The organism is Geobacillus sp. Sah69 (genome assembly GCF_001414205.1).
In the GTDB taxonomy this organism is placed as follows: Bacteria; Bacillota; Bacilli; order Bacillales; family Anoxybacillaceae; genus Geobacillus; species Geobacillus stearothermophilus.
On sequence record NZ_LLKS01000032.1, the window covers coordinates 49,557 to 75,440 of the forward strand.

At 53.6% G+C, this 25,884-nt stretch carries 27 protein-coding genes, 4 pseudogenes and 1 riboswitch; of the genes and pseudogenes, 13 read left to right on the forward strand and 18 right to left on the reverse strand.

The window, feature by feature from the left end; genetic code table 11:
* Positions 1–13 precede the first annotated feature (13 nt).
* Both AP057_RS06710 and AP057_RS06715 read right to left on the reverse strand, forming a co-directional pair.
* Positions 14–733, reverse strand: coding sequence for a (Fe-S)-binding protein (locus AP057_RS06710; protein WP_023633721.1), 720 nt, complete (start codon positions 731–733; stop codon positions 14–16).
* 109 nt (positions 734–842) lie between these two features.
* Positions 843–1,568 carry a FadR/GntR family transcriptional regulator gene (locus AP057_RS06715; RefSeq protein ID WP_055358367.1) on the reverse strand — a complete coding sequence of 242 codons (726 nt, stop codon included), beginning with the start codon at positions 1,566–1,568 and terminating at the stop codon, positions 843–845.
* A 305-nt stretch (positions 1,569–1,873) separates the two neighbouring features.
* Between AP057_RS06715 and AP057_RS06720 the strand changes: the two genes are divergently transcribed.
* From AP057_RS06720 to AP057_RS06730, 3 genes are all read left to right on the forward strand, one after another.
* Positions 1,874–3,550, forward strand: a complete 1,677-nt coding sequence (locus tag AP057_RS06720; RefSeq protein WP_055358368.1) for an L-lactate permease — start codon at positions 1,874–1,876, stop codon at positions 3,548–3,550.
* 81 nt (positions 3,551–3,631) lie between these two features.
* The gene (glcD, locus tag AP057_RS06725; protein ID WP_369813957.1) at positions 3,632–5,068 is read left to right on the forward strand and encodes a glycolate oxidase subunit GlcD; all 1,437 of its coding nucleotides are present in this window, start codon (positions 3,632–3,634) and stop codon (positions 5,066–5,068) included.
* Complete coding sequence (locus AP057_RS06730; protein ID WP_055358370.1) at positions 5,065–6,429, forward strand: (Fe-S)-binding protein; 1,365 nt, start codon at positions 5,065–5,067, stop codon at positions 6,427–6,429. The genes glcD and AP057_RS06730 overlap by 4 nt, the downstream gene beginning before the upstream one ends.
* Before the next feature lie 113 nt (positions 6,430–6,542).
* Here the strand turns inward: AP057_RS06730 and AP057_RS17820 are convergent, their stop codons facing one another.
* The 3 genes and pseudogenes from AP057_RS17820 to AP057_RS06735 all read right to left on the reverse strand — a co-directional run bounded on the left by AP057_RS17820 (position 6,543) and on the right by AP057_RS06735 (position 7,655).
* On the reverse strand, positions 6,543–6,698 hold the full coding sequence (locus tag AP057_RS17820) for a rod shape-determining protein (protein ID WP_235468498.1): 156 nt from the start codon (positions 6,696–6,698) through the stop codon (positions 6,543–6,545).
* Positions 6,694–6,873 (reverse strand): annotated as a pseudogene (locus AP057_RS18135) (rod shape-determining protein); the annotation flags it as partial. The gene AP057_RS17820 and the pseudogene AP057_RS18135, both read right to left, overlap by 5 nt.
* A gap of 329 nt (positions 6,874–7,202) precedes the next feature.
* Complete coding sequence (locus AP057_RS06735) at positions 7,203–7,655, reverse strand: C40 family peptidase (RefSeq protein ID WP_049626124.1); 453 nt, start codon at positions 7,653–7,655, stop codon at positions 7,203–7,205.
* A gap of 417 nt (positions 7,656–8,072) precedes the next feature.
* On the opposite strand from AP057_RS06735, the pseudogene AP057_RS16160 reads away from it, so the two are divergent.
* From AP057_RS16160 to AP057_RS06760, 5 genes and pseudogenes are all read left to right on the forward strand, one after another.
* Positions 8,073–8,303 (forward strand): annotated as a pseudogene (locus tag AP057_RS16160) (EAL domain-containing protein); the annotation flags it as partial.
* Position 8,304: 1 nt separating this feature from the next.
* Positions 8,305–8,676, forward strand: coding sequence for a DnaJ family domain-containing protein (locus AP057_RS06745; protein ID WP_055358372.1), 372 nt, complete (start codon positions 8,305–8,307; stop codon positions 8,674–8,676).
* Between the two features lie 8 nt (positions 8,677–8,684).
* Positions 8,685–8,897, forward strand: a pseudogene (locus AP057_RS06750) (hypothetical protein); the annotation flags it as partial.
* A gap of 150 nt (positions 8,898–9,047) precedes the next feature.
* Complete coding sequence (locus tag AP057_RS06755; RefSeq protein WP_033013936.1) at positions 9,048–9,689, forward strand: bifunctional precorrin-2 dehydrogenase/sirohydrochlorin ferrochelatase; 642 nt, start codon at positions 9,048–9,050, stop codon at positions 9,687–9,689.
* Positions 9,686–10,507, forward strand: coding sequence for a PhzF family phenazine biosynthesis protein (locus AP057_RS06760; protein WP_055358373.1), 822 nt, complete (start codon positions 9,686–9,688; stop codon positions 10,505–10,507). Before AP057_RS06755 ends, AP057_RS06760 begins: the two co-directional genes overlap by 4 nt.
* 182 nt (positions 10,508–10,689) lie before the next feature.
* Here the strand turns inward: AP057_RS06760 and bshB2 are convergent, their stop codons facing one another.
* Entirely contained in the window at positions 10,690–11,343 is a 654-nt protein-coding gene (bshB2, locus tag AP057_RS06765) for a bacillithiol biosynthesis deacetylase BshB2 (protein ID WP_033009572.1), read from the reverse strand.
* Between the two features lie 13 nt (positions 11,344–11,356).
* Positions 11,357–11,704, reverse strand: a complete 348-nt coding sequence (locus tag AP057_RS06770; RefSeq protein WP_055358374.1) for a YojF family protein — start codon at positions 11,702–11,704, stop codon at positions 11,357–11,359.
* 165 nt (positions 11,705–11,869) lie between these two features.
* On the opposite strand from AP057_RS06770, the gene AP057_RS06775 reads away from it, so the two are divergent.
* Positions 11,870–12,640, forward strand: coding sequence for an arginase family protein (locus tag AP057_RS06775; RefSeq protein ID WP_044743039.1), 771 nt, complete (start codon positions 11,870–11,872; stop codon positions 12,638–12,640).
* A 100-nt stretch (positions 12,641–12,740) separates the two neighbouring features.
* On the opposite strand, the gene AP057_RS06780 is transcribed toward AP057_RS06775, so the two are convergent.
* From AP057_RS06780 to AP057_RS06815, 8 genes are all read right to left on the reverse strand, one after another.
* Positions 12,741–13,025, reverse strand: a complete 285-nt coding sequence (locus AP057_RS06780; protein WP_055358538.1) for an acylphosphatase — start codon at positions 13,023–13,025, stop codon at positions 12,741–12,743.
* Positions 13,026–13,095: 70 nt separating this feature from the next.
* Complete coding sequence (locus tag AP057_RS06785) at positions 13,096–13,842, reverse strand: sirohydrochlorin chelatase (protein ID WP_055358375.1); 747 nt, start codon at positions 13,840–13,842, stop codon at positions 13,096–13,098.
* Positions 13,843–13,852: 10 nt separating this feature from the next.
* Positions 13,853–14,629 carry a uroporphyrinogen-III C-methyltransferase gene (gene cobA, locus AP057_RS06790; protein ID WP_055358376.1) on the reverse strand — a complete coding sequence of 259 codons (777 nt, stop codon included), beginning with the start codon at positions 14,627–14,629 and terminating at the stop codon, positions 13,853–13,855.
* Between the two features lie 409 nt (positions 14,630–15,038).
* Entirely contained in the window at positions 15,039–15,650 is a 612-nt protein-coding gene (cysC, locus tag AP057_RS06795; protein WP_033009577.1) for an adenylyl-sulfate kinase, read from the reverse strand.
* 12 nt (positions 15,651–15,662) lie between these two features.
* The gene (gene sat, locus AP057_RS06800; protein ID WP_033009578.1) at positions 15,663–16,823 is read right to left on the reverse strand and encodes a sulfate adenylyltransferase; all 1,161 of its coding nucleotides are present in this window, start codon (positions 16,821–16,823) and stop codon (positions 15,663–15,665) included.
* Between the two features lie 31 nt (positions 16,824–16,854).
* A complete protein-coding gene (locus tag AP057_RS06805; protein WP_055358377.1) occupies positions 16,855–17,928 on the reverse strand; it encodes an inorganic phosphate transporter in 1,074 nt (357 codons plus the stop codon).
* A 15-nt stretch (positions 17,929–17,943) separates the two neighbouring features.
* Positions 17,944–18,651: a phosphoadenylyl-sulfate reductase gene (locus AP057_RS06810; protein ID WP_033009598.1), complete on the reverse strand. Its 708-nt coding sequence runs from the start codon at positions 18,649–18,651 to the stop codon at positions 17,944–17,946.
* Positions 18,652–18,772: 121 nt separating this feature from the next.
* A riboswitch (SAM riboswitch) is annotated at positions 18,773–18,879 on the reverse strand.
* Between the two features lie 127 nt (positions 18,880–19,006).
* Positions 19,007–19,231 (reverse strand): DUF1128 domain-containing protein, encoded by a 225-nt coding sequence (locus AP057_RS06815; protein WP_033013939.1) that lies wholly within the window; start codon positions 19,229–19,231, stop codon positions 19,007–19,009.
* A gap of 203 nt (positions 19,232–19,434) precedes the next feature.
* Here AP057_RS06815 and AP057_RS06820 point away from each other — a divergent pair, with 203 nt between their 5' ends.
* Both AP057_RS06820 and AP057_RS06825 read left to right on the forward strand, forming a co-directional pair.
* The gene (locus tag AP057_RS06820; RefSeq protein WP_033009583.1) at positions 19,435–19,923 is read left to right on the forward strand and encodes a low molecular weight protein-tyrosine-phosphatase; all 489 of its coding nucleotides are present in this window, start codon (positions 19,435–19,437) and stop codon (positions 19,921–19,923) included.
* 39 nt (positions 19,924–19,962) lie between these two features.
* A complete protein-coding gene (locus AP057_RS06825) occupies positions 19,963–20,784 on the forward strand; it encodes a YihY/virulence factor BrkB family protein (protein ID WP_369813959.1) in 822 nt (273 codons plus the stop codon).
* Positions 20,785–21,013: 229 nt separating this feature from the next.
* On the opposite strand, the pseudogene AP057_RS16165 reads toward AP057_RS06825, so the two are convergent.
* Together AP057_RS16165 and AP057_RS06830 are read right to left on the reverse strand one after the other, a co-directional pair.
* Positions 21,014–21,159 (reverse strand): annotated as a pseudogene (locus AP057_RS16165) (BH0509 family protein).
* Between the two features lie 116 nt (positions 21,160–21,275).
* Entirely contained in the window at positions 21,276–22,409 is a 1,134-nt protein-coding gene (locus AP057_RS06830) for an MFS transporter (protein ID WP_055358539.1), read from the reverse strand.
* Positions 22,410–22,560: 151 nt separating this feature from the next.
* Here AP057_RS06830 and cax point away from each other — a divergent pair, with 151 nt between their 5' ends.
* Entirely contained in the window at positions 22,561–23,613 is a 1,053-nt protein-coding gene (cax, locus tag AP057_RS06835) for a calcium/proton exchanger (protein ID WP_033013951.1), read from the forward strand.
* Between the two features lie 141 nt (positions 23,614–23,754).
* Complete coding sequence (locus AP057_RS06840; protein ID WP_047817777.1) at positions 23,755–24,543, forward strand: YfkD famly protein; 789 nt, start codon at positions 23,755–23,757, stop codon at positions 24,541–24,543.
* A gap of 91 nt (positions 24,544–24,634) precedes the next feature.
* On the opposite strand, the gene yfkAB is transcribed toward AP057_RS06840, so the two are convergent.
* Positions 24,635–25,759 (reverse strand): radical SAM/CxCxxxxC motif protein YfkAB, encoded by a 1,125-nt coding sequence (gene yfkAB, locus AP057_RS06845; RefSeq protein ID WP_055358378.1) that lies wholly within the window; start codon positions 25,757–25,759, stop codon positions 24,635–24,637.
* Positions 25,760–25,884: the final 125 nt, after the last annotated feature.

The following is a 25,884-nucleotide window of genomic DNA, read 5'->3' on the forward strand; positions in this document are numbered from 1 at the left end:
GGATCCTCCTCTCTTACTTTCGTTGATTGAGCACTTCGGCGATATGCATGACGCGAATCGGCTTACCGAGCCGCTCGATGCGCCCGCCGATGTTCATTAAACAGCCGCAGTCGGCGCCGATTAAATAGTCGGCGTCCACTTCTTCGATATGTGCGATTTTTTCATCGACCATTTGTTCGGAAATCGGCCCCATTTTGACGGAAAATGTGCCGCCAAACCCGCAACACTGGTGGGCGTTCGGCAGCGGAACGAGCTCAAGCCCTTTGACGTTTTTCAATAGGCAAAGCGGCGCTTCTTTGACGCCAAGAAGGCGGGTCATATGGCAAGACGTATGGTACGTCGCCCGTCCGTGGAGCGAGGCGCCGACATCTTCGACTTTTAGGACATCAACGAGAAATTGCGTCAATTCGTACGTTTTCGCCGCAAGCTGTTTCGCTTCCTCTTCCCATTCCGGGTCGCCGTGGAAAAGGTGTGGATATTCTTTTACCATCGCCGCGCACGAGCCGGATGGGGTGACGACGTAATCAGCGTGGGCGAACGCGCGCATCATCTGTTTCATGGCTTCTTTCGCCTCTTTGACGTAACCGCTGTTATACGCCGGCTGGCCGCAGCATGTTTGCGCTTCTGGAAAATCTACTTCGCAGCCGAGCCGCTCGAGCAGTTCGACGGTCGCCTTGCCGGCGTTCGTATAAAAAAGATCGATGAGGCAAGTGACGAACAAGGACACTTTCATTCGTTTCCCTCCTGTTTTTTGAAGATTCAGTGAACTGGTCATCTGATGACTATATGTCTATTATAAACCATTTTTTCAGATTCGTAGCTCTTTTTTGCAAAAAACGCACTCAGTTTGGCTGCTGAGTGCGAACGTAGCGGCGCAACACGTTTTCGACGTTTGTCAAATGGTCGAGCATGCGCGCCCGGGCGGCGTCTGGATTTTGTTTGCGAATGGCTTCAAAAATGGCCTGGTGTTCCGCAAGCAGTTTTTCGGTCGTCGTTTGTTTCGAAAACAGCCAAATGCGGCGCGTTTCCCGCATCGTTTCAACGATCATCCCGGAAACGCTGTTCATGATGCTTGTGAGCATCGGATTTTGCGATGCTTCGGCGATGGCCATATGAAACGCCAAGTCGGCTTTTTCGCCAAGCTCATCGTTGCCGATGCCTTCTTTCATTTGTCGGAGCGCTTCCGCCATGGCTTCAAGATCGCGCTCTGTCCGTTTGGCAGCAGCGAGCGAGGCGGCGCCTGCTTCGAGCAGTTTGCGCACCTCAAGCAAGTGCCAAATATCTTCTTTGTTCATTAAGACGGCGATCGAAAGCGGAAATGTCATCATCGTTGGATCGAACTCACGCACGTACGTCCCTTCGCCTTGCTTCAATTCAATCAGCCCCATCGCTTTTAACGCGGTGAGCGCTTCGCGGATGGCGGCCCGTCCGACTTGGAACTGCTCGGCGAGCTGCTGGACGGAATCGAGCTTATCACCGGGCTTCAACTCGCCGTTTTTGATCATATCAAAAATCGCTTCGGCCACTTCTTCGTAAATTTTTTTCGTTTTGATCCGTTTAAATGCCAATGGATCCACCTCAATACGATAAATAGATTTCCGATTGTAGGGGAAATCTCCTGCAATGTCTATTATGATACAGCATCATGGGAAGAGACAAGCGCTTTTTGCAGCTGGGGAGAGGAAGCAGTGAGTGGAAAGTTCAAAAAAATGAAAAAATACCTATTGTCTTTTGGAGAAAACGCTTTTATAATTTGAGACAGACGGCGTTTCTTATCCGGTCATCTGATGACTGGAAGAGTGAAACAGAAAGATCAGTGGGCGATCATTTGCAAACGCCGATAAGTCGGACATAAAGGGGAGGAGAAAACCGCATGCAGTGGAAGCAAGATTTTACGCCAATCGCCGACCAGCTTTGGTTATCGGCCATTGTCGCACTCATTCCGATTTTGTATTTCTTTTGGGCTTTGGCCGTCAAGCGGATGAAAGGGCATGTCACCGGGCTGACGACGTTGCTGCTTGCTTTGGTGTTGTCTGTAATCGCTTACAGGATGCCGGCCGGCAAAGCGGTCATGTCGGTGACGCAAGGGGCGGTGTACGGGCTGCTCCCGATCGGCTGGATCATCATTACGTCCGTCTTTTTATATAAGCTGACGGTGAAGACCGGCCATTTTGACATCATTCGCAACTCCGTCGTTTCCCTCACCGAAGACCGGCGGCTGCAGGCGCTGCTCATTGCCTTTTCGTTCGGGGCGTTTTTGGAAGGGGCGGCCGGGTTTGGCGCGCCGGTGGCGATTTCAGCAGCGCTTCTGGCCGGATTGGGGTTTAACCCACTGTACGCCGCAGGCATCTGTTTGATCGCCAACACAGCGCCGGTGGCGTTCGGGGCGGTCGGGATTCCGATCATCTCGATGGAAGGGCCGACCGGTGTGCCGGCGATGGAAATTTCGAAAATGGTCGGGCGGCTGCTGCCGTTTTTATCGGTGTTCATTCCGTTCTATCTCGTTTTGATTATGGCAGGATGGAAAAAGACAGTCGAAGTGTTGCCGGCCATTATCGTCTCCGGCGTTTCGTTCGCGCTCACGCAATATTTGACATCGAACTTTTTAGGACCGGAGCTGCCGGACATTTTGTCCTCGCTCGTTTCGATCGTCGCATTGGCTGTCTTTTTGAAATATTGGAAGCCGAAAAGCACATTCCGCTTTTCAACGGAGTCGGAAGTGGCGGCTGCTGGGCAAGTTGCTCGCGCGACGCAACGCGGCGGGGAAGTGTTCCGCGCTTGGTCGCCGTTTCTCGTGCTGACGGCGTTGATCTCGCTTTGGGGCATCCCGCAGGTGAAAGCGGCGCTCACCGGCCATTATGAAGGAACAAACGGTTTGCTCAAGCTTGTCAATGCCATCGGAGCCCATTTGACGTTTATGCCGCCTGTGCCGGGGCTCAATAACCAAATTTTGAACCCAAGCGGTCAGCCGATTGCGGCGGTGTATAAGCTTGAGCTGCTCGGCGCGGCTGGGACGGCGATTTTGTTGGCGGCGGTCGTCACCAAGTTCATCATCGGCATCTCGTGGAAAGATTGGGGACGCACGTTTGTGGAAACGCTTAACGAGCTGAAATATCCGATTGTGACGATCGCTTCGGTCGTCGGCTTTGCCTACATCGCCAACTCGTCAGGCATGAGCACGACGCTTGGGATGGCGTTGGCCAAAACAGGCCCGTTGTTCCCGTTCTTCTCGCCGATTTTAGGCTGGCTCGGCGTGTTTATCACCGGTTCGGATACGTCGTCGAACTTATTGTTTGGCAATTTGCAAAAAGTGACGGCAACATCGATCGGCATGGATCCGGTGCTGGCGTTGGCGGCCAACTCATCGGGCGGCGTCGTCGGGAAAATGATGTCGCCGCAGTCGATCGCGGTCGCCTGCGCGGCCGTCGGCTTGACCGGCAAAGAGTCCGACTTGTTCCGCTTTACGGTCAAACATAGCATATTCTTAATTATCTTGGTTGGTATTCTCGTGTACCTGCAATCGACGGTATTATCGTGGATGATTCCGTAACGGCAGCGAAGGGGGACGAGGCTTGGCCTGGATGGAAACAGACGCCAAGCCCAGCCCCTTTTCCGCTGTCGGCGAATGCAAATGGATGTGGAAAGGGTGAGACCATTGATTTCAAATGAAGCGAAAAAACGGTTGATTCAAGTCGTGGGAGCTGAAAACTACGATGACACGAAAACGGGGCGGCTCGTCTATTCGTATGATGCGACTCCGCAGTTTCAGTCGCTCCCCGATGCAGTCATTGCGCCGCGAAATACGAAAGAGGTCGCGGAAATTGCGAAAATTTGCAACGAGTATCGCATCCCGATCGTGCCGCGCGGGTCAGGAACGAACCTTTGCGCCGGCACGTGTCCGGTCGAAGGCGGGATCGTTCTTCTGTTTAACCATATGAACCGCATTTTGGAAATTGATGAGGAAAACTTAACCGCGACCGTTCAGCCGGGAGTGGTGACGCTTGATTTGACGAAAGCCGTTGAAGAAAAAGGATTGTTTTATCCGCCGGACCCGGGGTCGATGAAAATTTCAACGATTGGCGGCAACATCAGCGAAAACTCAGGCGGCTTGCGCGGTCTGAAATACGGGGTGACGCGCGACTATGTGCTCGGGTTGGAAGTCGTCTTGGCGAACGGCGATGTCATCCGCACCGGTGGCAAGCTGGCAAAAGATGTAGCTGGCTATGACTTAACCCGTCTGTTTGTCGGATCGGAAGGAACGCTTGGCATTGTCACCGAAGCGACGTTAAAACTTATTCCGATGCCAGAGACGAAGCAGACGATGCTCGCTCTTTATCAAGATTTGGAGGCGGCCGCCCGTTCGGTGTCGAAAATCATCGCCAACAAGATCATTCCAGTGACGCTCGAGTTTTTGGACCAGCCGACATTGGAAGTGGTCGAAGATTTCGCCCGCATCGGCTTGCCGACCGATGTGAAAGCCGTTTTACTCATTGAGCAGGATGGGCCGAAGGAAGTGGTAGAGCGCGATATGAAAAAGATGGCCGATATTTGCCGGGCCGAGCAGGCGGTGTCCGTTCAACTCGCCCGTTCGGAGGAAGAAGCAGAGGCGCTGCGGACGGCGCGGAGGACGGCGCTGTCGGCGTTGGCGCGCTTAAAGCCAACGACGATTTTAGAGGACGCAACCGTGCCGCGTTCGGAAATCGCCAAAATGGTCAAAGCAATCAATGAAATTGCCGAGAAGTACCAGTTGAAGATCTGTACGTTCGGCCATGCCGGCGATGGCAACTTGCACCCGACCTGTCCGACCGACGCCCGCAATCGTGAAGAAATGGAGCGGGTGGAACGAGCGTTTGAAGAAATTTTCGCCAAAGCGATTGAATTGGGTGGCACGATTACCGGCGAACACGGCGTCGGGGTAATGAAAGCGCCGTATTTGGAATGGAAGCTCGGTCCGGCCGGCATCGCTGCCATGAAAGCGGTCAAGCAGGCGCTCGACCCGAACAATATTATGAATCCGGGCAAAGTGTTCGCCAAAAGCACGAGAAAACGGGTGGTGGTGACACGATGACAACGAAGATAGAACGAGCGCTCATTCAGAAAGCGTTTCAAGAACGGATGGATGAGGATGAACTGATGAACTGTATGCGCTGTGGCTTTTGCCTGCCATCATGTCCGACGTACATCGAATCGGGGCAGCAAGAAGCCCAGTCGCCGCGCGGACGGATTGCCTTAATGAAGGCGGTCGTCGATGGACTGATTGAGCCGGACGAAGAGGTGGAGCGGGCGCTCAACTTATGTTTAGGCTGCCGGGCATGCGAGTCGGTCTGTCCGTCCGGGGTCCGCTACGGCCATCTGCTGGAAGAGGCGCGCGACATTATCGCCCAGCATAAAAAAATGCCGCTTCCGGTTCGCCTCATCCGTAAGCTTGTGTTTGCCGGACTGTTTCCGCATCAAGAACGGATGCGGAAGGCGACGGCGTTTCTCGGTTGGTATCAGCGCTCCGGCTTGCGGACGCTTGCCCGCAAAATGGGGCTGCTTCGCCTGCTTCCGGCCTCGTTCCGGCAAATGGAGCGCGTGCTGCCGGACGTGCCGACGGCAAAAGAGATGAAAAACCGGCCGCATCGTTTGAATCCGGACGGTACGGTGAAAAAACGGGTCGCCTTTTTCGCTGGCTGTTTGATGGATACGATGTTTATGGAAACAAACGATGCGACGCTGCGTCTATTGCAGCTCGCCGGCTGCGAAGTCATCATCCCGCCGTCCCAAGGGTGCTGCGGGGCGCTGCACGGCCATGGCGGGGAAAAAGAGATGGCGAAAGAGTTGGCCAAGCGAAACATTTCCGCTTTTGAGCAGCTTGATGTCGACTGCATTGTGACGAACGCCGGCGGCTGCGGTGCGTTTTTGCTTGAATATGACCACCTGTTAAAGGATGATTCCGAATGGCGCGACCGGGCGGAGGCGTTTGCGGCGAAAATCAAAGACATTTCTGAAGTGTTGGTTGAACTCGGGTTTCACCAACTACCGCTTCGCGTGGCGCCGCAAACGATCACCTACCAAGATTCGTGCCATTTGCGCAACGTCATGAAAACGGCGGCCGCCCCGCGCCGTTTGTTGCGGGCGATTGACGGCGTCGAGTTCCGCGAGATGAACGATGCTGACCGCTGCTGCGGATCGGCCGGCATTTACAACCTTGTGGAACCGGAGATGTCAATGCAAATTTTAGACCACAAAATGGAAATGGCGAAACAAACGAAAGCGACGACGATCGTCACCGCCAACCCGGGGTGTTTGCTACAAATGAAGCTTGGCATTGAACGGGCCGGGCTGTCAGGAAGCGTCCGCGCCGTCCATATTGTGGATTTGCTGCTTGAGGCCGCCGAGGGAGCACAAGCAACGCAAGGGGAGGAGCGCATTCGGCAGACGTCCTAACACCACAGTGGGCGGCCTCTCCGTGCCAGGAATGCCCATAGCTGGTCTAACAAGAACCCCCGCGATGGCGCGGGGGTTTTGAGTTGATTCAATGATCGGGAGTTGGAAATGAGCTACAGCGCTGCATCGAGGCGCTTTGGCATCGCCTGGAGCGCCTTCCCCGTGCCGATGGCGACCGCTTCAGCCGGATTGGGCGCGACATGCACCGGCACGTGCAGTTCCGTGCTCAGCCATTGCTCGATGCCATGCAGCAAGGCGCCTCCCAACATGGGGCGGAGTCTTGCCGATCATTTGTTTTGCCTTTTGGCCGATTGCCATGAGCTTGTCCGCCTGGCGGTTATAGGCGACCGTTGCTGGTTCGTCAAACAGAAGCCCTTTCGTCTGGCTGAACAGCCTGACATTCATCGTCCCTAAATCAACGCCCAGCTGTGAGGAAGCGAACAACGGAAACACCTGCCTTTGTCAAAAATCGATGAACGGACAACTAGTCATCATCTATACCATTCGACAAGAGCCGCGGCTTTATGTCCATATTGTCGAAACGGGAGGGGGCAGCCGTTGCGGCTGGGGATCATAAAAAATTTTTTTGTTTTCATGTATAAAAGACGAAAAGGGAGGAAATGAATAATAGCGTAACGTTTCCAGGTATTCCCCCGATCCCCTATGAATATATATTAGGCCCTCCGGTTTCGGAGGGCCGCTTTTTTGGCATAATAAAAACCCCCTGCCTATTAAGCGCGCTTAATATGACAGAGAGCTTTTGCAATGAACCGCTACAGACGCTTGGCTCCGACATATCTTGTTTTCCAATAGCTGCTGTTTAAGCTGTCGATTTTGACACCGCGGGAAACGGCATGAATAACTTGATTGTTCCCAATATAGATGGCAACGTGGGAGACGCCTTTTGTCTGTTTCGAAGTGTCAAAAAACACCAAATCCCCTGGCTGCAATTTCGATTTATGTACGTATTTTCCTTTTTTATACATTTCTTTGGACGCGCGCGGCAACGTGACGCCGACTTTTTTATGGGTATAGTAAACAAATCCGGAGCAGTCAAATCCTTTTGGCGTTGTGCCGCCATACCGATACGGAGTGCCGACCAGTTTTTTGGCCTCGGCGATCAGCCTCGTCTTGTTGGCGGCTGCGTCAGAACTGGGAGTGCTTACAAAGAAGCAGGAAAAAAGAACGATGAATGCTACAGAAACAAGAGTGAGCCATTTTTTCATTTTCCCGAACCCCCGACAAAATCATTTTCCATTCGACGTTGTTTGATTACAGTATAACAGAGGAAAACAGTCTTGTTTTTTACAGTTGAATTAAATAATGTTACAGTGTGATTACAAATATATATTAAGTTGCAATAAAGATTTTCCGATTGTTCGATTCTGTTTTCCTTCATAACAAGTCATTTTGATAGAATGCAGCGGGTGCTCTACTGGATGTAAAACAAAGTTCCAACTTATATATATTTCGTGGCAGTGCCAGCGACTGACTACAATCGGAACGGCCGCATCGACGGCGAAAAGGAACAAGCGGTTCCACCTGGGACAGTTTACCGCCGCCATTTTCCAGAGATCGAAGAGGCGTTCCACGGCCGGTTTGCGTTGGAACAGCATCCGACAACGGATGAATGGGGAAGGAGCATTCAAGGAAAAAAAGATGTCATCTTGCCGGCGATCATCCGCCTCGGGCATAATATAGGTGTCAAAGTGTTGACCGAAGGGGTCGAAACGGAGACCGAAGCGGCCTATTTGCAAGGAAAACGGTGCGATGAGGCGCAAGGCTACTACTTTTCCCCACCGCTTCCGTATGATGAGTTTGTTCGCTTTTTGAAAGAGCAGCATGTGAGGCGGCGGGCGCAGGAGTTGACGTGAAATGGACGGATTTTGGCGCATCGCCGAGGAGAAAATTCGCGAGGCGATGAAAAACGGCGAGTTTGACAACTTGCCCGGCTTCGGCAAACCGCTTGAGATTGAAGACCTTTCCCGCATTCCAGAGGAGCTGCGGCTCGGGTATTTGTTGCTGAAAAACGCCGGCTATGTGAGGGAAGAAGCGGAGTTGCGCAAAGAGCTTTTGACGCTCGAGGACTTGCTTCGTTGCTGCGAGGATGACGAGAAAAAGCAGGAACTTACGAAAAAATGGACGGAAAAACAGCTTCGTTTTTCCGAACTGATGAAAAAACGGCAACGGGCAAACTCGAAGGCGTTGCGCGACTATGGGCGGCGTATTGAAGAGAAATTTCGCTAAACGTTTTTTTTAAACAAGAGCTGAAACAGTTGCATAAAATGAAACGGTGGATGACGAAAGAAGAAAAACAACAGCTTCATCAGCTTCATGAACAAACGAGGCAAGCGATGGAGAACAATGATCAGGAGGCCATGAAAAAACTGCTCCCGCAATGGCTTGAGCATATGAAAAAGAAAAATGAACGGTTGGCGAAATGGCTTCAAGAAGTGAAACAAGGATGATATAATGAAGAAAAAGGCCGTGTTCGATGCACGGCTTCTTTTTTTACTTTTTGTTGTCAGCCAAGGCAGGCGGTCGGGGAAGATTGCGCCTGTTTGTGCGCAGAAACCGACTCAGTCTGCCTGATGGATGCCGGAATGGGGGGTTGCGCCGTGGGGTATCCGATTGTTCTTCATGTGCGCGGCCGCCGCGCGGTCGTCGTTGGCGGCGGGAAGGTGGCGGCGCGGAAAGTTTACGGTTTGCTTGAAGCAGAAGCGGACGTTGTGGTAATCGCCCCGGAGGCGGTGCCGGACATTGAAGCGCTCGCGGCCAAAGGAGAGATCGTTTGGCGTAAGAAAACGTTCGCTGAAGACGACTTGGCAGGAGCGTTTCTTGTCATTGCGGCGACAAACGACCGGAATGTGAACGAAGCGGTGGCGCAAGCAGCAGCGCCCGGCCAACTCGTAAATGTCGTGGATGACCCGAAACGGTGTGATTTTCACGTTCCCGCTGTCATCCGCCGCGGTCCGCTCACCATTGCCGTGTCGACCGGGGGAGCAAGTCCGGCGCTTGCCCGTCGCATCCGCCGCGAGCTTGAGGAGAAGTATGGTGAAGAGTATGAGCCGTATCTTCAGTTTTTGCAGAAGGCCCGCGATATCATTTTGCGTGAGGTGGCGGACGATGCCGCACGAAAGCGGCTGTTTCGGGCGCTCGCTGCTGAGTCTTTCCGGCAGCGCGGCCGATGGGATGAAGAGTTGGCCCAGCTATTGGTGAACGAAAAAGAACGAAACGGGGAAAGAGGGAAAGAGCCATAAACATTCCGATGTATATTGTCGATGCGTTCACTGACCGGCCGTTTGCCGGCAACCCGGCGGCCGTCTGCTTGTTGCCGCAGCCGGCCCGTGATGAGTGGATGCAGCGTGTTGCCGCAGAAATGAATTTGTCTGAGACGGCCTTTTTAGTTCCACATGAGGGCGGCTATCGTCTGCGCTGGTTTACCCCTAAAGCAGAGGTTGATTTGTGCGGCCATGCAACGTTGGCGAGTGCCCATGTGCTGTGGGAGCGCGGGGAACACCGCCGAGATGAAGCGATTGCCTTTTTCACGAACAGCGGAGTATTGACGGCTATAAACAACGATGGTTGGATTCGGCTCGATTTTCCGAACGAAACGCCAGTGCGGGTTGAGTCGCCTCCTGCTGCGCTTGTTGGTGCCTTGCCAGCTGAACCGCTGTTTATCGGGCGCAACCGGTTCGATTATTTGGTGGAAATCGGCTCAGAACAGGAGGTGCGCAGACTGACCCCGGATTTCCGCCTGCTTCAAGAAGTAGATGCGCGCGGCATCATTGTGACAAGCCGTTCAGCGGCAGAAGAAGTGGATTTTGTATCGCGGTCCTTTTTTCCAGCTCTCGGTGTGCCGGAAGACCCGGTTACCGGCTCCGCCCACTGTTGCCTCGGGCCGTATTGGGCGGACAAGCTTGGGAAAACGACGTTAGTCGGCTACCAAGCTTCAGCCCGCGGCGGCATTGTGCGGGTGATGGTGGCAGGCGAGAGGGTTCAGCTCGAAGGAAAAGCCGTCACCGTGCTGAAAGGGGATCTGGCCGCCGAGGCCGCTTTCGGATTGCAACCCATCTGAAACATTCCAGCGGAAACAATGCCTGTTCCGGATCCGGTTGGGCGGGCTGGTGTTTTCTTCACTGCCTATGCCAACGAAAAAGGCGCCCAAGCCTCACGTGAAAGGCGGGCTTCCTTTTTTCGGCGGCGGGCCGGCCGTGCCGGTTCAGCCAGCTTGGAGGTGCGGCCGGCGCCTGTATACGTTTAGTCATCCCACCGATACGTCCAAAACCGTTCTGTTTTGAGCCAAGCAAGTGCATCGCCGCGTTTGGATGCCGCTTGCATCAGCCCTTCGGTTTGCGAACGGTGGGCGCGGATGGCGGCCAGCTTCGTCTCGATCACCGGGCTGACATCGCGGATGACGTCTGGCTGGCCAAGATCTTGTTCACAGTTTTTCGCAAACGCCACACAATGGACGGTCGGCCGTTCTTCTTTCGGCCAGCGCGTCAAGGCGCTGATGACTGCAGCGCCGCATGCATCGTGGTCAGGGTGAACGCTGTAGCCGGGGTAAAACGTGATGACGAGCGACGGGTTTGTTTCTGCCACGATGGCGGCAATCCGGTCAGCGAGTTCGTTTTCATCCTCAAATTCGACCGTTTTGTCGCGATACCCGAGCAGGCGCAAATCGCGAATGCCGAGAACGCGACACGCTTCTTCCAGCTCCTGCTTGCGGATGAGCGGAAGCGTTTCGCGGTTGGCAAACGGGGGCACGCCCATGTTTCGCCCCATTTCCCCAAGGGTCAGGCAGGCGTACGTCACCGGTGTGCCGCTTTGCACATGCTGGGCGATGGTGCCCGAAACGCCAAACGCCTCATCATCCGGGTGGGGAAACACAACAAGTACGTGTCGTTCCTTCATCGCAAGCCCCTCCTTATGCGAACGGCGTGTCGCTCAGCTCAAGAGCGACAGCCAGTTTCCCTTCGTAATCGTGTCCGGCCAACAACAATTGTCCTTCGTTCGTCCATTCCCAATGGGTCAGCCCTTCGGCGTACACCCAGCCGATTTGAAGCTTCAGCCCGACGCGGTACGGCCCCGGGCCGGTGATTTTGCCGCGGGTGAAGCGGATGCGGGCGTTGCGGATGTAGGCGCCGACGGAATAAAAGCCATCGTTATGATGGGAGGCGTATGCTCCGTTCGTCGTTTCCAAATGAATATATACGTCGCGATTGGCAAAACGATTCAGCGCCTCTTGTACGGCGGCCGTGTCGATCGGTTGCAAGCGGCTCCCTCCTTGCTGTTTGTTTTTCTATTATTGTACATGACCGAGGCGTGTGAGCGGAACTATTTCGACTTCTATTGTATAATAAAAAAAGAGACACATCTTGGACTCATCCGCACCTACAAAGCGTTGAATGATGATTCAACGAAAGAAGGGTGATGATCGATGGGGTTTCAAGGCAATGGTGTCACGATGCTCAATTTTGACGGCACTTACCGGCCGCAAAAGCGATTGTTCCGCTTTCCGCACGAATGGATCGATCTGTCGGATGTGCCGGAGACGAATTTGTATTGCAGCGGGGAGGCTCTCGCCGAAATCGAACGGCGGCTGCGCCGTCGGCGGATGCGCGGAGCGGTTTTAATCGGGAACGGCAACTTCCATTATGTAAGCTATTTGCTCATAAAGGAGATGAAAGAGCCGTTTACGCTCGTCTTGTTTGACCATCATACCGATGCCGAAGGGGGGAGCGACCGCCTCATTTCATGCGGCTCGTGGGTCGCTTACGCACTCGGACATCCGCAGCTGCAAAAAGTCATCATTGTTGGTCCGTCATGTTCTCCAAGCCATCTTCGTTTATCTCCAAAGATTACAGTTCTTCCTTTCGATGATCACGATGAATGGCCGACGGCGCTTTTGGACGCTATTCCGACCGGGAGCGTCTATATCAGCATTGATAAAGATGCGCTGCGCCGCGAAGACGCCGTGACGAACTGGGATCAGGGGATGATGCCGCTTTCCCGGCTGCTCGCTTGTTTGCGCCTTCTGCTATTCTATAAAAAAGTGCTCGGCGTGGACATATGCGGGGAGTACCCGCAAGCGGCTGTCGATGTATTCCATCCGTTTTGCCGTGAAGCGCAGCAAAAAAATGAGCGTGCGAATACGGCCATTTTGGAGACGTGTTTTCAATATGCGGCGCCGCATTTGCGGCCGGCTTAAGCAGGACGGATGGTGATCGCGCTTTTTCATTGGTGGAAAGAGCGCTTGGCGGCAGACGGACAACGTCTGCGCTGGGAATAGATCCAAAGCGGTGCAACAGTCAAATGCCGCTTCCGTACACAATGCGGAACTTAGTTTCGTCAGGGCGGACGGGGCGCGGCTCAACGTGCATGCGGGAAACTTTGGCAAACATCGTGCCGGCTTCAATCGTATCCAAAAACAGTTGGAGCTCGCTTTCATGCCCTTGGGCTTCCATCTCCACCGTCCCGTCATCGTTGTTTTTCACCCAGCCGGTCAGCTGGCGTTTGAGCGCTTCGTGTTGGACGAAATAGCGAAACCCGACGCCTTGCACGCGCCCTTCGACCATGACATGAACCCGTTTCATCATGATTGAAGACCTCCTTCGCTGCGGTCGCTTCGCTTCCATCATACCATGAAAAAAGGAGCTTGTCTGCTCAAGCTCCTTTTTTCGCTGCCGACAGCGCCTGCACCTGTTGTTGAATGAGCGTTACAAGCCGCGGATGATCCCCTAAGTATGAGCATAAATGCCACTGTTGATCGGAAACAGGCATCGCTTGCAGCTTCCGTTCGACTGTTTTCATTAAAACGCCGGTAAACAGCAAATACGGCACGATAAAGACGCGCCGGTATATGGATGCCTGCGCCCGCTTGAACCCTTCGTCAAGCGTCGGGCGGATGGCGGCGAGAAAACAAACGTCAACGTGCGGCACGCTCGTTTTTTCTTGCAAGCGCCGGGCGATGGCGGCGATGTCGCGCTTCGTATCCGGGTCGCTGCTGCCGCGGCCAATCAGCAGAACCATTGATTCATGATCAAGCGGCGCCGGCTGCTCGCCGATGCGGTCGATGATGATGTCAATCATTGCATCGTGGACGCCAAACGGTGCTCCGCAGACGATCTCCAAAGACGGATGGCGCTGTTTCGCTGCTTTAAGCGCAGCCGGAATGTCCTGTTTGGCATGTCCGGCGGATAGAAGCAGCAACGGGATGACGATCACACGGGTTGCCCCTTGGGCGGCGCAACGGTCAACGCCGGTCGCAATATCCGGCTCAGCCAGCTCAACGAAGCACAGTTCTTGAATCGGGATGTCGATGGCCGCCTTGCATTGTTCAACGAAGCGGGCTGCTTCTCGGCGCGCAGCCGGAACCCGGCTGCCGTGGCTGACGTACAAAATGGCTTCCATCGCCATTGCCTCACGAGGTGGCGCCGGCAGCTGCCGATGATGACAGCAACCGCTCAAACCATTGAATGTTGGCGCGCAGCCGGACGACATCCCCGATGATGACCATGCTTGGATTTTCGATGCGTTCTTTGGCGGCAATAGCGGTGATTGTCGCCAGCGTGCCGGTGACCGTGCGCTGGATGGGGGTCGTTCCCCACTGAATGATCGCCGTCGGCGTATCCGGCGCCTTGCCGTATTTCATCAGCTGGCCGCAAATGTATGGCAAATTGTGGACGCCCATGTAAATGGCGATCGTATCAATGCCTTTGGCGAGGCTTTCCCACTTAATGTCTTCGCGGGTTCCGTCGCGGCGATGCCCCGTGACAAAGGCGACGCTGGAGCTGAACTCGCGATGGGTGACAGGAATACCGGCGTAAGCGGCCGCCGCGATGGCCGATGTGACGCCAGGGACGATCTCAAACTCGATCCCGTGCTGAACGAGCGCTTCCGCCTCTTCACCGCCGCGCCCGAACACAAACGGATCGCCGCCTTTTAAACGGACAACTGTTTTTCCTTTTTTTGCATGCAGAACGAGTGAACGGTTGATCGTTTCCTGCTGCATAGCATGGTAGCCGGGCAGCTTGCCGCAAAAAATGAGTTCAGCGTCTGGCTTGGCATATGCCAGCAAGTCTTCATTAATGAGGCGGTCGTACAAAATGACGTCGGCTTGTTGAATGCATTTCAACCCTTTGACGGTAATGAGTTCCGGATCGCCGGGGCCGGCCCCGACCAAATATACTTTCCCCATCGTTGTTTCAGCCCTTTCTGTCGTGATCCCGTCAGCTGCCGGCAGCAGTGCAAACGTTCCGTTGACGGGCGTGTTGATTAACCATTAAAAACCAGTTGATATCGCTCTATTCCTAGCTTTTCTGCCGTAGTCGGCAAGCAGTTCGCTTGCCATGCCGACTGGGCATGCGTATAGCATGCCCTCCTCGAACAATGAACGCTTTGCAGGCAAATGACATTTGCCCGCCGGCGTTCTTGTTCGTGGGAAGAGGCAGAAAAGCTTGTGTTCAGCCATATGATTCTGTGTTTTAGTAATGGATAATCAACACTCGTGTTCCGTTGAATTTCATTGTAAACGGCCTGGCCGTGGCATGAAAACGACTTTGTAAAATCGTCTCCCACTCTTTTTTCGAGTGGGAGACACGGTATCGTTAATGGGTTTCCGATGCGGGGATGAATCCGCGCTCCCGCAAATACGCGAGCACTTGCTCGACACATTCGTCCACCGAATAACGATGCGTTTCGATGGTCAGCTCCGGCGCTTCCGGCGCTTCATACGGCGAATCGATGCCGGTGAATTCGCGGATTTCCCCGCGGCGCGCTTTTTGATACAGCCCCTTTGGATCGCGCTTCTCGCATTCCTCAATCGGGCAGTTGACATATATCTCAATGAATTCGTCTTCCTCGACTAAGCGGCGAACGAGCGCCCGGTCTTCGGCAAACGGCGAAATGAATGCCGTTAACACGAACTGGCCGCTGTCGACAAACAGTTTGGCGACTTCGCCGATGCGGCGGATGTTTTCTGTCCGATCGGCGGCGGAAAAGCCGAGGTCTTTATTGAGCCCGTGGCGGATATTGTCGCCATCGAGAACGTAATTTTGAATGCCAAGCTCAAACAGCCGTCTGGAGACGGCGTTCGCCACCGTCGATTTGCCGGATCCGGACAGGCCGGTGAACCAAAGGACGGCGCTATGATGGCCGTTGCGTTGGCGGCGATCTTCTTTTGTCACCGATGTATGATGCCAAACGATATTCGTGCTCATCTCGCTCCTCCTTTAGCGTGTCGACGGGGTGACCGTTTCGCGTTCTTGCAGCCCTTTGATCAAAACGGCGGCCACTTCCGGACGGCTGAATGTGCTCGGCGGCACTTGGCCGTTGCGCAACATTTCACGGACTTTCGTGCCAGAAAGGACAACGTGATATTGCGCGTCGTGCGGGCATGTTTTCGTCGATGCCATGCCTTCGCATTTCGTGCAATAAAAGCTGTGTTCGAAAAAGAGCGGTGTAATGCCAAGCTCTTCGGCTGTAAAGTTCGAGAAGATTTTTTGCGCATCATACGTGCCGTAATAGTTGCCGACGCCCGCATGGTCGCGGCCGACGATGAAGTGCGTGCAGCCGAAGTTTTTCCGCACCATGGCATGGAAAATCGCTTCGCGCGGACCGGCATAGCGCATCGCAGCTTGGAAGACGCCCAAGAAAACGCGGTCTTTCGGATAATAGTTTTCCAGCAGCACTTGATAGCTTTCCATCCGGATGTCGGCCGGAATATCGTCCGCTTTCGTTTCGCCGACGAGCGGGTTTAAAAACAAGCCGTCCACGATTTCAAGCGCGCATTTTTGAATGTATTCATGGGCGCGGTGAACCGGGTTGCGTGTTTGGAAGCCGACGACGGTATTCCAGCCGAGTTCGGCAAATCGTTTCCGCGTTTCGGCCGGATCGAAATAAAACGGAGCAAACTGGCCTTTGTCGGTCCGTTTGACGAGCGTAACCGCTCCGCCGACGTACACATCTGGTTTTTCAAACAGCTTGCGCACGCCCGGGTGAGCGAGTTCATCGGTTTTATAGACGAGCTTGGCTTCTTTCGTTTTATCCGGGCGGTAAATATCGGCGATTTCAATGACGCCGTAGACGTCGCCGCCATAAACGAGTTTCGCTTTGTCGCCGACAGCGAGTTCACTCGCTTTTTCTTCCGTCACCGCCAGCGTGATCGGAATGCTCCAGACAGTGCCATCAGCGAGGCGCATCGTTTCTACGACCGCATCGTAATCGGCTTTCGTTAAAAACCCGGTGAGCGGGCTGTAGGCGCCTGTGCCGATCAGCTCAAGGTCGCTTAGTTCGGCTTTGGACAGCTCGATCGTTTTCGTTGCTTCATCGATTGGGTAATCCGGATTCCAACGGTTGATCAATGTGCCGCCATGCGGAATGCTCAAACTCATGTTCATAACCTCCTAGATTGATAGATGTTCATTAAATGCCGCCGCCATGTTCATGAAGCGAACGCTCTTCTTCGGCGACTGTTTTTTTTAAGCTGATGACGCCAAGCGTCGCCAGGCAGACGCTGAAGATGGCAATCACCGTGTAAACATCGCTGTCAAGCAACAGTTTCACAAGGCTGTACGAAATGACAAGGGAAAATATTGGCGAAACAAACCACACTTTCAACAGTTGCACGACAATCCGCTTTTGCCAAATCGACATCCCGCTTTTCGCCGTGCCGATGCCGATGATCGCCGATGTCGTAATCTGCGTAAGCGGAACAGGCAAACCAAACAGCGACGAAATGATGACGAGCACGGCTCCCGTGCCGGAAATGGCGCTTCCTTCAAACGGGGAGAAGTTTGTAATTTTCTTTCCGTTTGTTTCTAACACGCGATGCCCAAGCAACAGGGCGCCGGCAGCGACAAACAAGCCGCCGAAGATAGTTGCCGGCCCGACCGCCATCAGCCCGGCGCCGACGAGCGGCCCGACGGCATTGGCCACATTGTTCATGCCGGCGGAAAACGCCTCGAGAAAGCCGGTGACAACGAGCAAGGCCATGAATGTTTTTTGCCAGCGCCCTTGTTCAAGCTGCGGATATTTTCGCTTGAGCGCCAAAAACCATTTGCCGACAGCCAGCGTAAACGAAAAGGCGACGATCGGGATCACGATCCATACCGACACGATAAACAGCAGCTTATGAAAGTACAACGCCTGATAGGCGATGCCAACGCCGACGACTGATCCGACGGTGATCTCGCTCGTCGAGAGCGGAATGCCCATGATGTTCGCCGCAAAAAGTGAAATGGCCGCCGCCGTTAAAATGATGACGACGATTTTGACGGTGAGGATCGAAGACGGAATAATGCCCGACCCGATCGTTTTCACTACTTCTCCGCCGCCGAGGCTGCCGAGAAACACGCCGATGCCGCAAAGAAGGAGGGCCATCGACTTTTTCGGAATGGCGCCCGACCCGTACGCGACGCCCATCGAGGCGGCCGCGCCGCTCGCCCCGATGTTCATGGCGAAGAAAAAGGACACAATAAAGGCAATGGCAAGGAGCATATCGTTGTTCTCCCCTTATGTGAGATGGAGCCCGCACTCCGTTTTCCCCTGGCCGGCCCAGCGCCCGGAGCGCAAATCGTTCGGATCCGATGCCGGCGCTGTGCAAGGGGCGCAGCCGATGCTCGGGTAGCCCCGGTCATGGAGCACGTTGTACGGAAGACCGTGTTTATATACGTAATTCCAAACGTCTTTCCACGTCCAATGAATGAGCGGGCACACTTTAATGGAGCGGAATTTGTCGTCTTTATTGATGTACTCGACATGGCGCCGCGTCGGCGACTGTTCGCGGCGCAAGCCGGAAATCCAGGCGGTGACGCCGGTCAAGACTTCCCGCAGCGGAATGACTTTGCGCAACTCACAGCATTTGTTCGGATCGCGTTTCCATAGTTCATCGCCGAACTGTGCAGCCTGCTCCTCCAGCGTCAAGTGCGGCTGTTTCATCACGATGCGGAGCGACGGGTATTTTTCCTGTACGTTCGCGATCGTGTCGTACGTCTCTTGGAAATGCAGCCCTGTATCCAAAAAGACGATTTCCGCATCCGGCTTGACTTGGGAAATCAAATCAATGAGCACAATCCCTTCAATGCCGAAACTGCACGCATAGACAATGTCATCGCCGTATTCGCGGTACGCCCAAGCAAGGACAGCCAACGCCCCTTTCGTTTCATCATCGGACGGAAAAGACGGTTTTTCGGCCGTTTCCCATTGGTCATACGTGAGCATCGTTTCCCCCTCCTTAAAAACAAAGAAAATCAACATAATTAGTCGGATATTCATCCGGCAACGGGCAGCCTGGCGATAAAAACGCCCCTTCCATTTCGGAAAGAGCGGAAGAACGAGGGACGCCTTATCTTCCAAAATGGATCCCATTTTGCTGGAATTAGCACCTTGCCAAACGCGGCAGGTTGCCGGAGTTCATCGGGCCAGTCCCTCCCCCGCTCTTGATAAGCGTATGTAATTTATATTGATTAAAATTTTAACACAATTGGCGCTAATGTCAATCCTAGTTTTTCGATAGGAATTTTTTATATACATAGGCAGCTTCGCGATGCTTCCATCCGGTGACGGAAGGAGAGGATTACCGCTTGCGCAGGCTTCCGAGCTCCTCAACAATGGCCTGTATTTCGCTTGGACTGAACGTTTCACGCTTCATGACCATGTCGTAAATGTCTTTCAGTTCGTCATACCATGCCTCGGAAAAATGGGCCGGCTTAATCGCATCAAAATTGAGCACTTTTAATTTTTTCTTCAGCTGTTCAACGATATATTCGACGTTTTCTGCGGACGGTTTCGATAAATCCATGGTTTCGCTCCTTTCGTGGCAGGTTATCATGTATTGTACCACACCGGCGGTGAAAAAGGGGAGAGGCAATATAGTCCACGCCAGCGTTAGGTGGTAAAATATAGGTGCATGTGCACGAGCTGCTAGAAAGCGGCTATCAAGCGCTTGGATGAAAAGGGAAAACTAATGCCAAGAAAACGGGATGGAAAGGAGTGGCTGCTTCGATGGTCAAAGTGTTGTTTGTTTGCCTCGGCAACATTTGCCGTTCGCCGATGGCGGAAGCGGTATTCCGTCATTTGGTGAACGAACGGGGGCTTGACGGACAGATTGTCGTTGATTCAGCGGGAACGGGCAGCTGGCATGTCGGGGAGCCGCCGCATGAGGGGACAAGACGGATTTTGAGTGAAAACGACATTGATTATTCCGGCATCCGCGCCCGGCAAGTCGGGCGCCGCGACTTGGAGGAATTTGATTACATCATCGCCATGGACGCCGCCAATTTGAGCGATTTGCGCCGGCTCGCCGGGCCGAATTCGCCGGCGGTGATCGCCCGGCTGCTTGATTTTGTCCCGGATCGGGAAAAAGACGATGTGCCGGATCCGTATTATACCGGGAATTTTGCCGAAGTGTACCGCTTGATTCGCTCCGGCTGCGAGCATTTGCTTGACGCGATCGTCCGCGATCATCGGCTGGCCCCTAGGGAAAGAAAATGATGAAAAAACGGAAAAGGAGGGCGACCCGTGTTGGTGGATATGACGTTCATCCGCGAGTTGGCCCGGCGCTTTACGGAGGATGAAGTTCCGCGGCTGTCGGCGGAATTGGCGTATTACTTTCTGTTGTCGTTGTTCCCGTTTTTATTGTTTTTAATGACGCTGCTGGCTTACTTGCCGATCCCGCACGAAGATGTGCTTATGCTTGTGCGGCAGTATGCGCCGAAAGAAGCGCTTCATCTGATCGAGACGAATGTCCACCGTCTGATGGATGAGCAAAACGGAAAGCTGCTGTCGTTAAGCATTATCGGCGCCATTTGGTCGGCATCGAACGGCATGAGCGCCATTATGCGGGCGTTAAACCGCGCATATGACGTACAAGAGGACCGTCCGTTTTGGGTTGTGCGGGGCCTGTCGATTGTGCTGACGCTCGGGATGATCGCGGTCATTATCGTTATGCTTGTATTGCCGGTATTCGGGCGGATGATCGGGTTGTTTTTGTTTTCCACCCTCGGGTTGTCGCAGCCGTTTTTGACGATATGGAACACATTTCGCTGGGTGACGAGTGTGATCATCTTGTTTGTTGTTTTTACCGCCCTTTATTATTTTGCCCCGAACAAACAGCTGCGTTGCGTCAATGTCGTGCGCGGCGCTTTGTTCGCCACCGCCGGCTGGATTGCGATATCATGGGCGTTTGCCTATTATGTCAACCATTTTGCTGACTATACAGCCATGTACGGAAGTCTCGGCGGGATGATTGTGCTGATGATTTGGTTTTATTTATCGGGCATGATTCTCGTGTTAGGAGGGGAAATGAACGCCATTTTCGATTGTGAACGTGAAGGAAGAAAGCGGCTCCGTTGATGTGCATAAATGCTCCGCAAACCGGATAACGTAACGATGCGGGGGATTTTGATACAGGGGGGATTGCGATGACGAAGCACACGAAAAAAGACGGGGGTACGAAGCAAAAAGGGAAAAACAGGCCGAAACATAAAACGAGCGGCAGCGCCAACGGCCAAAACGGCTATCATTAGAAAAGGTGTCCCAATGCGGGACACCTTTTTCGCTGGGGCGGTCAGCGAACGGCGCTTTACTCCACAATTTCTTCATGATGGTGGTAATACCACTCGTAAATGTACTCGATCTCGGCGTCAGTTATGCAGGCGAGCTCTTCCCGCGACAACCCCGCACTTTTTCGATAAACTCGATCATGTTTTTCCGTTCTGCTCTGCTCATCATCGCCACTCCTTTTTTCTGTTTTAAAACAGTAACTTGTTATCTTGTTTTATTATATAACACTGAAAATAAAATGGTCAATGATTTTTTTAAAAAAACAAAAAATAAAAAAGCGGTCAAGCCGCTTTTTCCTGTTCCTTCCGTCCGGAAAGGCAGACGGCGGGGATGAGAAGAACAGCGGTGACCGTTAGAAAAAAGGCGTTCGTTGCCGCATCGACGGCGCTTCCGGCAAGGGGCGGGCCCACCATGCTGCCGAGGCTGTACAGCATTCCGCACAACAAGTTGCCGGTCGGGAGGAGCGCTTTCGGCAACAAGTCGGTCATATAGGCAATGCCAAGGGAAAAAAGGGAGCCAGTAAACATGCCGGCGGCAAACAGACAGGCAGCAAGCCCGACAGTGGACGCACCGACCGTGAGCACGGCCAAAAAACAGCTGGCGCCGGCCAGCAAGGCAAAACGAATTACCGCCCGCCGCCCGAACCGGTCGCTGAGCGCCCCGAGCGGGAGCTGAAAGACGATGCCGCCTAACGAGAAAAACGGCAAAATGAAGGCGATCTGTTCAGCGCTCATCTGCTTGCGCAAGGCATACAGCGGGAACACGGAATGAAGGGACGCTTCCAAAAAGCCGTAGGCAAGCGGCAGCAAGAGCGCTGGCCATGCATGTTTCCATGCACCGACCCACCGGCCGGCGGCTGAGGAAGAGCGTTCAAACGGCTTCGGTTTTTCTTTTGGCAGCCAAAAGACGGCCACCCATCCGCTGAAACTGAGGAGAGCGGCCAAATAAAACGGCCACGCCTCATTGATCGAGGCGAGCGAAGCGAGAAGCGGGCCGGCTGTAAAACCAAGGCCGAATGCCAAACCATACAGTGACAGACGCCGCCCGCGCTTAGCCGGCAGCGAAAAGTCGGTGATCCATGTCTGCGTCGCGAAATGAAGCATATGGTCGCCGACGCCGATCAAAAAACGGAGAGCCAGCCAAATAAAAAATGAAGAAAAAAGTGGAAAAAGAGTGAGCGAACATATTACAATAGAACCACCAAGGAGAATGATGGGTCGATACCCATACTTCACCAACGGACGCTCCAGAAACGGTGAAATGGCCAGCACGCCGATATATAGAGCAGCAGCATGCACCCCGTTGACGGACGAAGGGACGCCTTGTTCATCAAGCAACATGGCTAACAGCGGAAGCAACATTCCTTGGGACAAGCCAGAGATGGCCACGACCGCAGTTAAAATGGCAAAACGCATCGTCATATCCTCACTTCTTTAAATTGGCCAGCCCGCGAACAAACAGAATCCGTCTTTTCACGGCGGAACGGCTGGCCCGTATTCCATCGTACATACAAGCAACGATCAATGCAACGAAAAAATGTTGATGGGAAAGGTGGAAGAAACACAAATGAACAGGTTGTTTGCCTGGATGGCATGGATCGGCGTGCCGGTGTCAGTAATCGGCGGCTTTCTTCACTGGCCGACCGTCTTGATGTTTGGGCTGTATTGTTTGACGATCATTGCGCTCGCCAGCTATATGGGGCGGGCGACAGAGAGTTTGGCCATCGTCGCCGGACCGCGCATCGGCGGGCTGTTAAACGCCACTTTTGGCAATGCGGTCGAGTTGATCATCTCGATTTTTGCCTTGCAAGCCGGACTCGTGGATGTCGTGCTCGCCTCCTTGACCGGCTCGGTGCTGGGAAATTTGCTGTTGGTTGCCGGGTTATCGTTTTTTGTCGGCGGTTTGAAATATAAACGGCAAGAATTCAATATTTATGACGCCCGCCATAACGCCGGGCTGCTGACGTTTGCCATTTTCGTCGCGTTTGTCATTCCGGAAGTGTTTACAATGCAAATGGACGGCGGCGAACGGCTTGCGTTGAGCGTCGGCATTTCGATTATTATGATTTTGCTTTACATCGCTGCCCTTTACTTCCGGCTTGTCACCCACCGCGGCGTATACCAGCATAAATCGGACGAAGCGGAAGAACATGAGGAGCCGGAATGGGGAAAAGGAAAAGCGACCGCCATTTTGGCACTGGCTACGCTCGCGGTTGCCTACTTGTCAGAGCGGCTCGTCCATACGTTCGAAACCGTGGCGGAGTCGTTTGGCTGGAGCGAGCTGTTTATCGGGATCATCATCGTCGCCATCGTCGGCAATGCGGCGGAGCATGCTTCGGCTGTTATGATGGCATACAAAAATAAAATGAACGTCGCCGTCGAGATCGCCGTCGGCTCGACCTTGCAAATCGCCATGTTCGTCGCGCCGGTGCTTGTGCTCGTTTCGCTTTTGTTTCCGGAAAAAATGCCGCTTGTCTTTTCACTTCCCGAACTCGTCGCGATGGCCGCTTCGGTGCTCTTGATGATCGTATTGTCCAACGACGGCGATACGAACTGGTTTGAAGGGGCGACGCTGCTGGCGGCCTATATCATTATGGGCATTGGTTTTTATTTGCTTTGACGGATTCACCCGGGCGGTTGGCGCTCGGGTTTTTTGGACAGAGGCACGGCGCCGGGACGGAAGAAATTTTCACTGTCACGGATAAACGGTGCGTTTTGACGGAAAATAACAGTGAATATGAGATAGAAAGGAGCGAATGCGATGAAAAAATGGGCGGTTTCGCTGTTTGCGAGCGCACTGCTTCTGTATGCGGCAGCGTTCCCGGCATTGGCGGCTTCCGGAAAGCCGGCGCCCGGTGCGGTGATCGATATCTCGAAAGAGAACACATACCCGAATCCAACGCAAGACTTGCCGCATCTAGAGCCAAGCTCGTTTACGAAACAGCTGCTGAAATCAGCCAATGTGAACATTGAGAATCCTGAATTGGTTCATCTCTTTAATGAATCTTCGGCAACGAACGCGCCGTGGGCCATCGGCTACCGGGCGACGATTTATTTAGGCCAATGGCCACTCAACTACCAATCGCTCGAAACATCAACAAATTGGGAGTATCAAAAGGTCAATACGAATTTTCTCGACAACCGCGGCGGCGACACAGCACAAAAACTGTATTACAAACAGGAAATGCAAAAATACGTCCGTGGCGGCTTGACGGTGAAAGTGCCGAATGAAGACGCCGTCAAACGGATGATGTTGAACAAGGCCATGGAAAAAACAAATTTACCGCTCGCTTTCAGCACCGTTGTCGGTCTTGGCACGAAAAAGGATCAGCCGTACAACGTGCCGGCGAAAAAAATGGGCTATTTGTATGCGTATGCTCCGGCTGTGAATGAAAAAGGGAAAGTGACGTACGGGGAAGTGTATATCGTCTTGAAAGGAAACAAAAAGAAAATCGTCGTCAAAAACGTGACGACAAGAGGGGTCGGGGCATGGATTCCGGTGCAAGACCGGCTGTATATGTCCTATGTCGTCAGCGAGCAGCCGAGATAAAAGAGTCGGGCCCAAAAAGCAGGCGCGTTTTGGGCCCGACTCTTTTTTATGCGCATGGCCGATGATGCGCTTGCCTCTGCGGCGTTGCTGTTTATCGGGCGATGCGCGCCGCCCGTTTTGTAAAATCGACGCCGCGGTAATACGTCTGCTTGACGAGCACATTGGGCCCTAAGCAGCGAGCGGCCGGGCAGCGGCAAAGAAGTTCATTGGCGAGTTTCGAGCGCCGCCATCGGTTATACACATCCGGCAATGAATCGCGGACGATGTTGCCAAGCGGCGGTTCATCGCCGAAATCGGTGACGATGACATCGCCGGTGAAAATGTTGACATTAAGCCGCGAACGGCCGTCAGGGTCGTTGCGGACGGTGACGTTTTTGCTTTCATACAGCCGCTTTAATAGGCGAAGATCGTCTTCATTGTCGCTGCACGGGTAAAATGGCAGCGTGCCAAACAACATCCAGACGTTTTCATCGCGAATGTCAAGCAAATGGTGGATCGCCGCGCGCAGCTCATCGAGACTTAGCGTCTCTAAGGCGCTGGCAAAATCGCTTGGGTACATCGGGTGAATTTCATGGCGCCGGCAGCCCATTTCCTCAACGACTTGGCGATGGATCGTTTCCAAATGGCGGACGGTCCGTTTGTTTAACATCGTTTCCGCCGATACCATCACGCCGGCATTGGCCAGCGCTTTTGCATTGTCAAGCATGCGCTGGAAGTATTTCTCACGTTGGGCGCGCGTCGGTTTCCGCTCCATCATAGCGAATCCACCGTCGATGAAATCGTCGATTGTCCCCCAGTTGTGGGAGATATGGAGCACATCCAAATACGGAATCACTTTTTCGTAGCGGGACAAGTCAAGCGTCAAATTCGAATTCAGCTGCGTTCGCACCCCGCGCTCATGTGCATAGCGGAGAAGCGGAACGACGTATTGTTCAACCGATTTTAATGACAGCATCGGCTCGCCGCCGGTGATGCTTAATGAGCGTAAATGCGGAATTTCTTCAAGCCGGCGGAGCAACAACTCAAGCGGCAGCGCCTCGGGATCCTTCGCTGTCAACGTATAGCCGACGGCGCAATGTTCACAGCGCATATTGCAAAGCGTCGTTGTCGTAAACTCGACGTTCGTCAGTTCCAACTTTCCATACTCTTCTAGATCAACGTACGCCTCCCACGGATCGTACGCTGGCGTAATGGCCGGCATGGCGAATGAACGCATCGCTTTCTCCTCTCTCTATATAAAAAAGTTCCATCCTTCATTATTAGCCGCCTTATAAGCCCTTGTCAATCGTTTTAGCTGTTTTGCCTCTACCCCATTCGTATGATGAGAAAGGAACCATCATG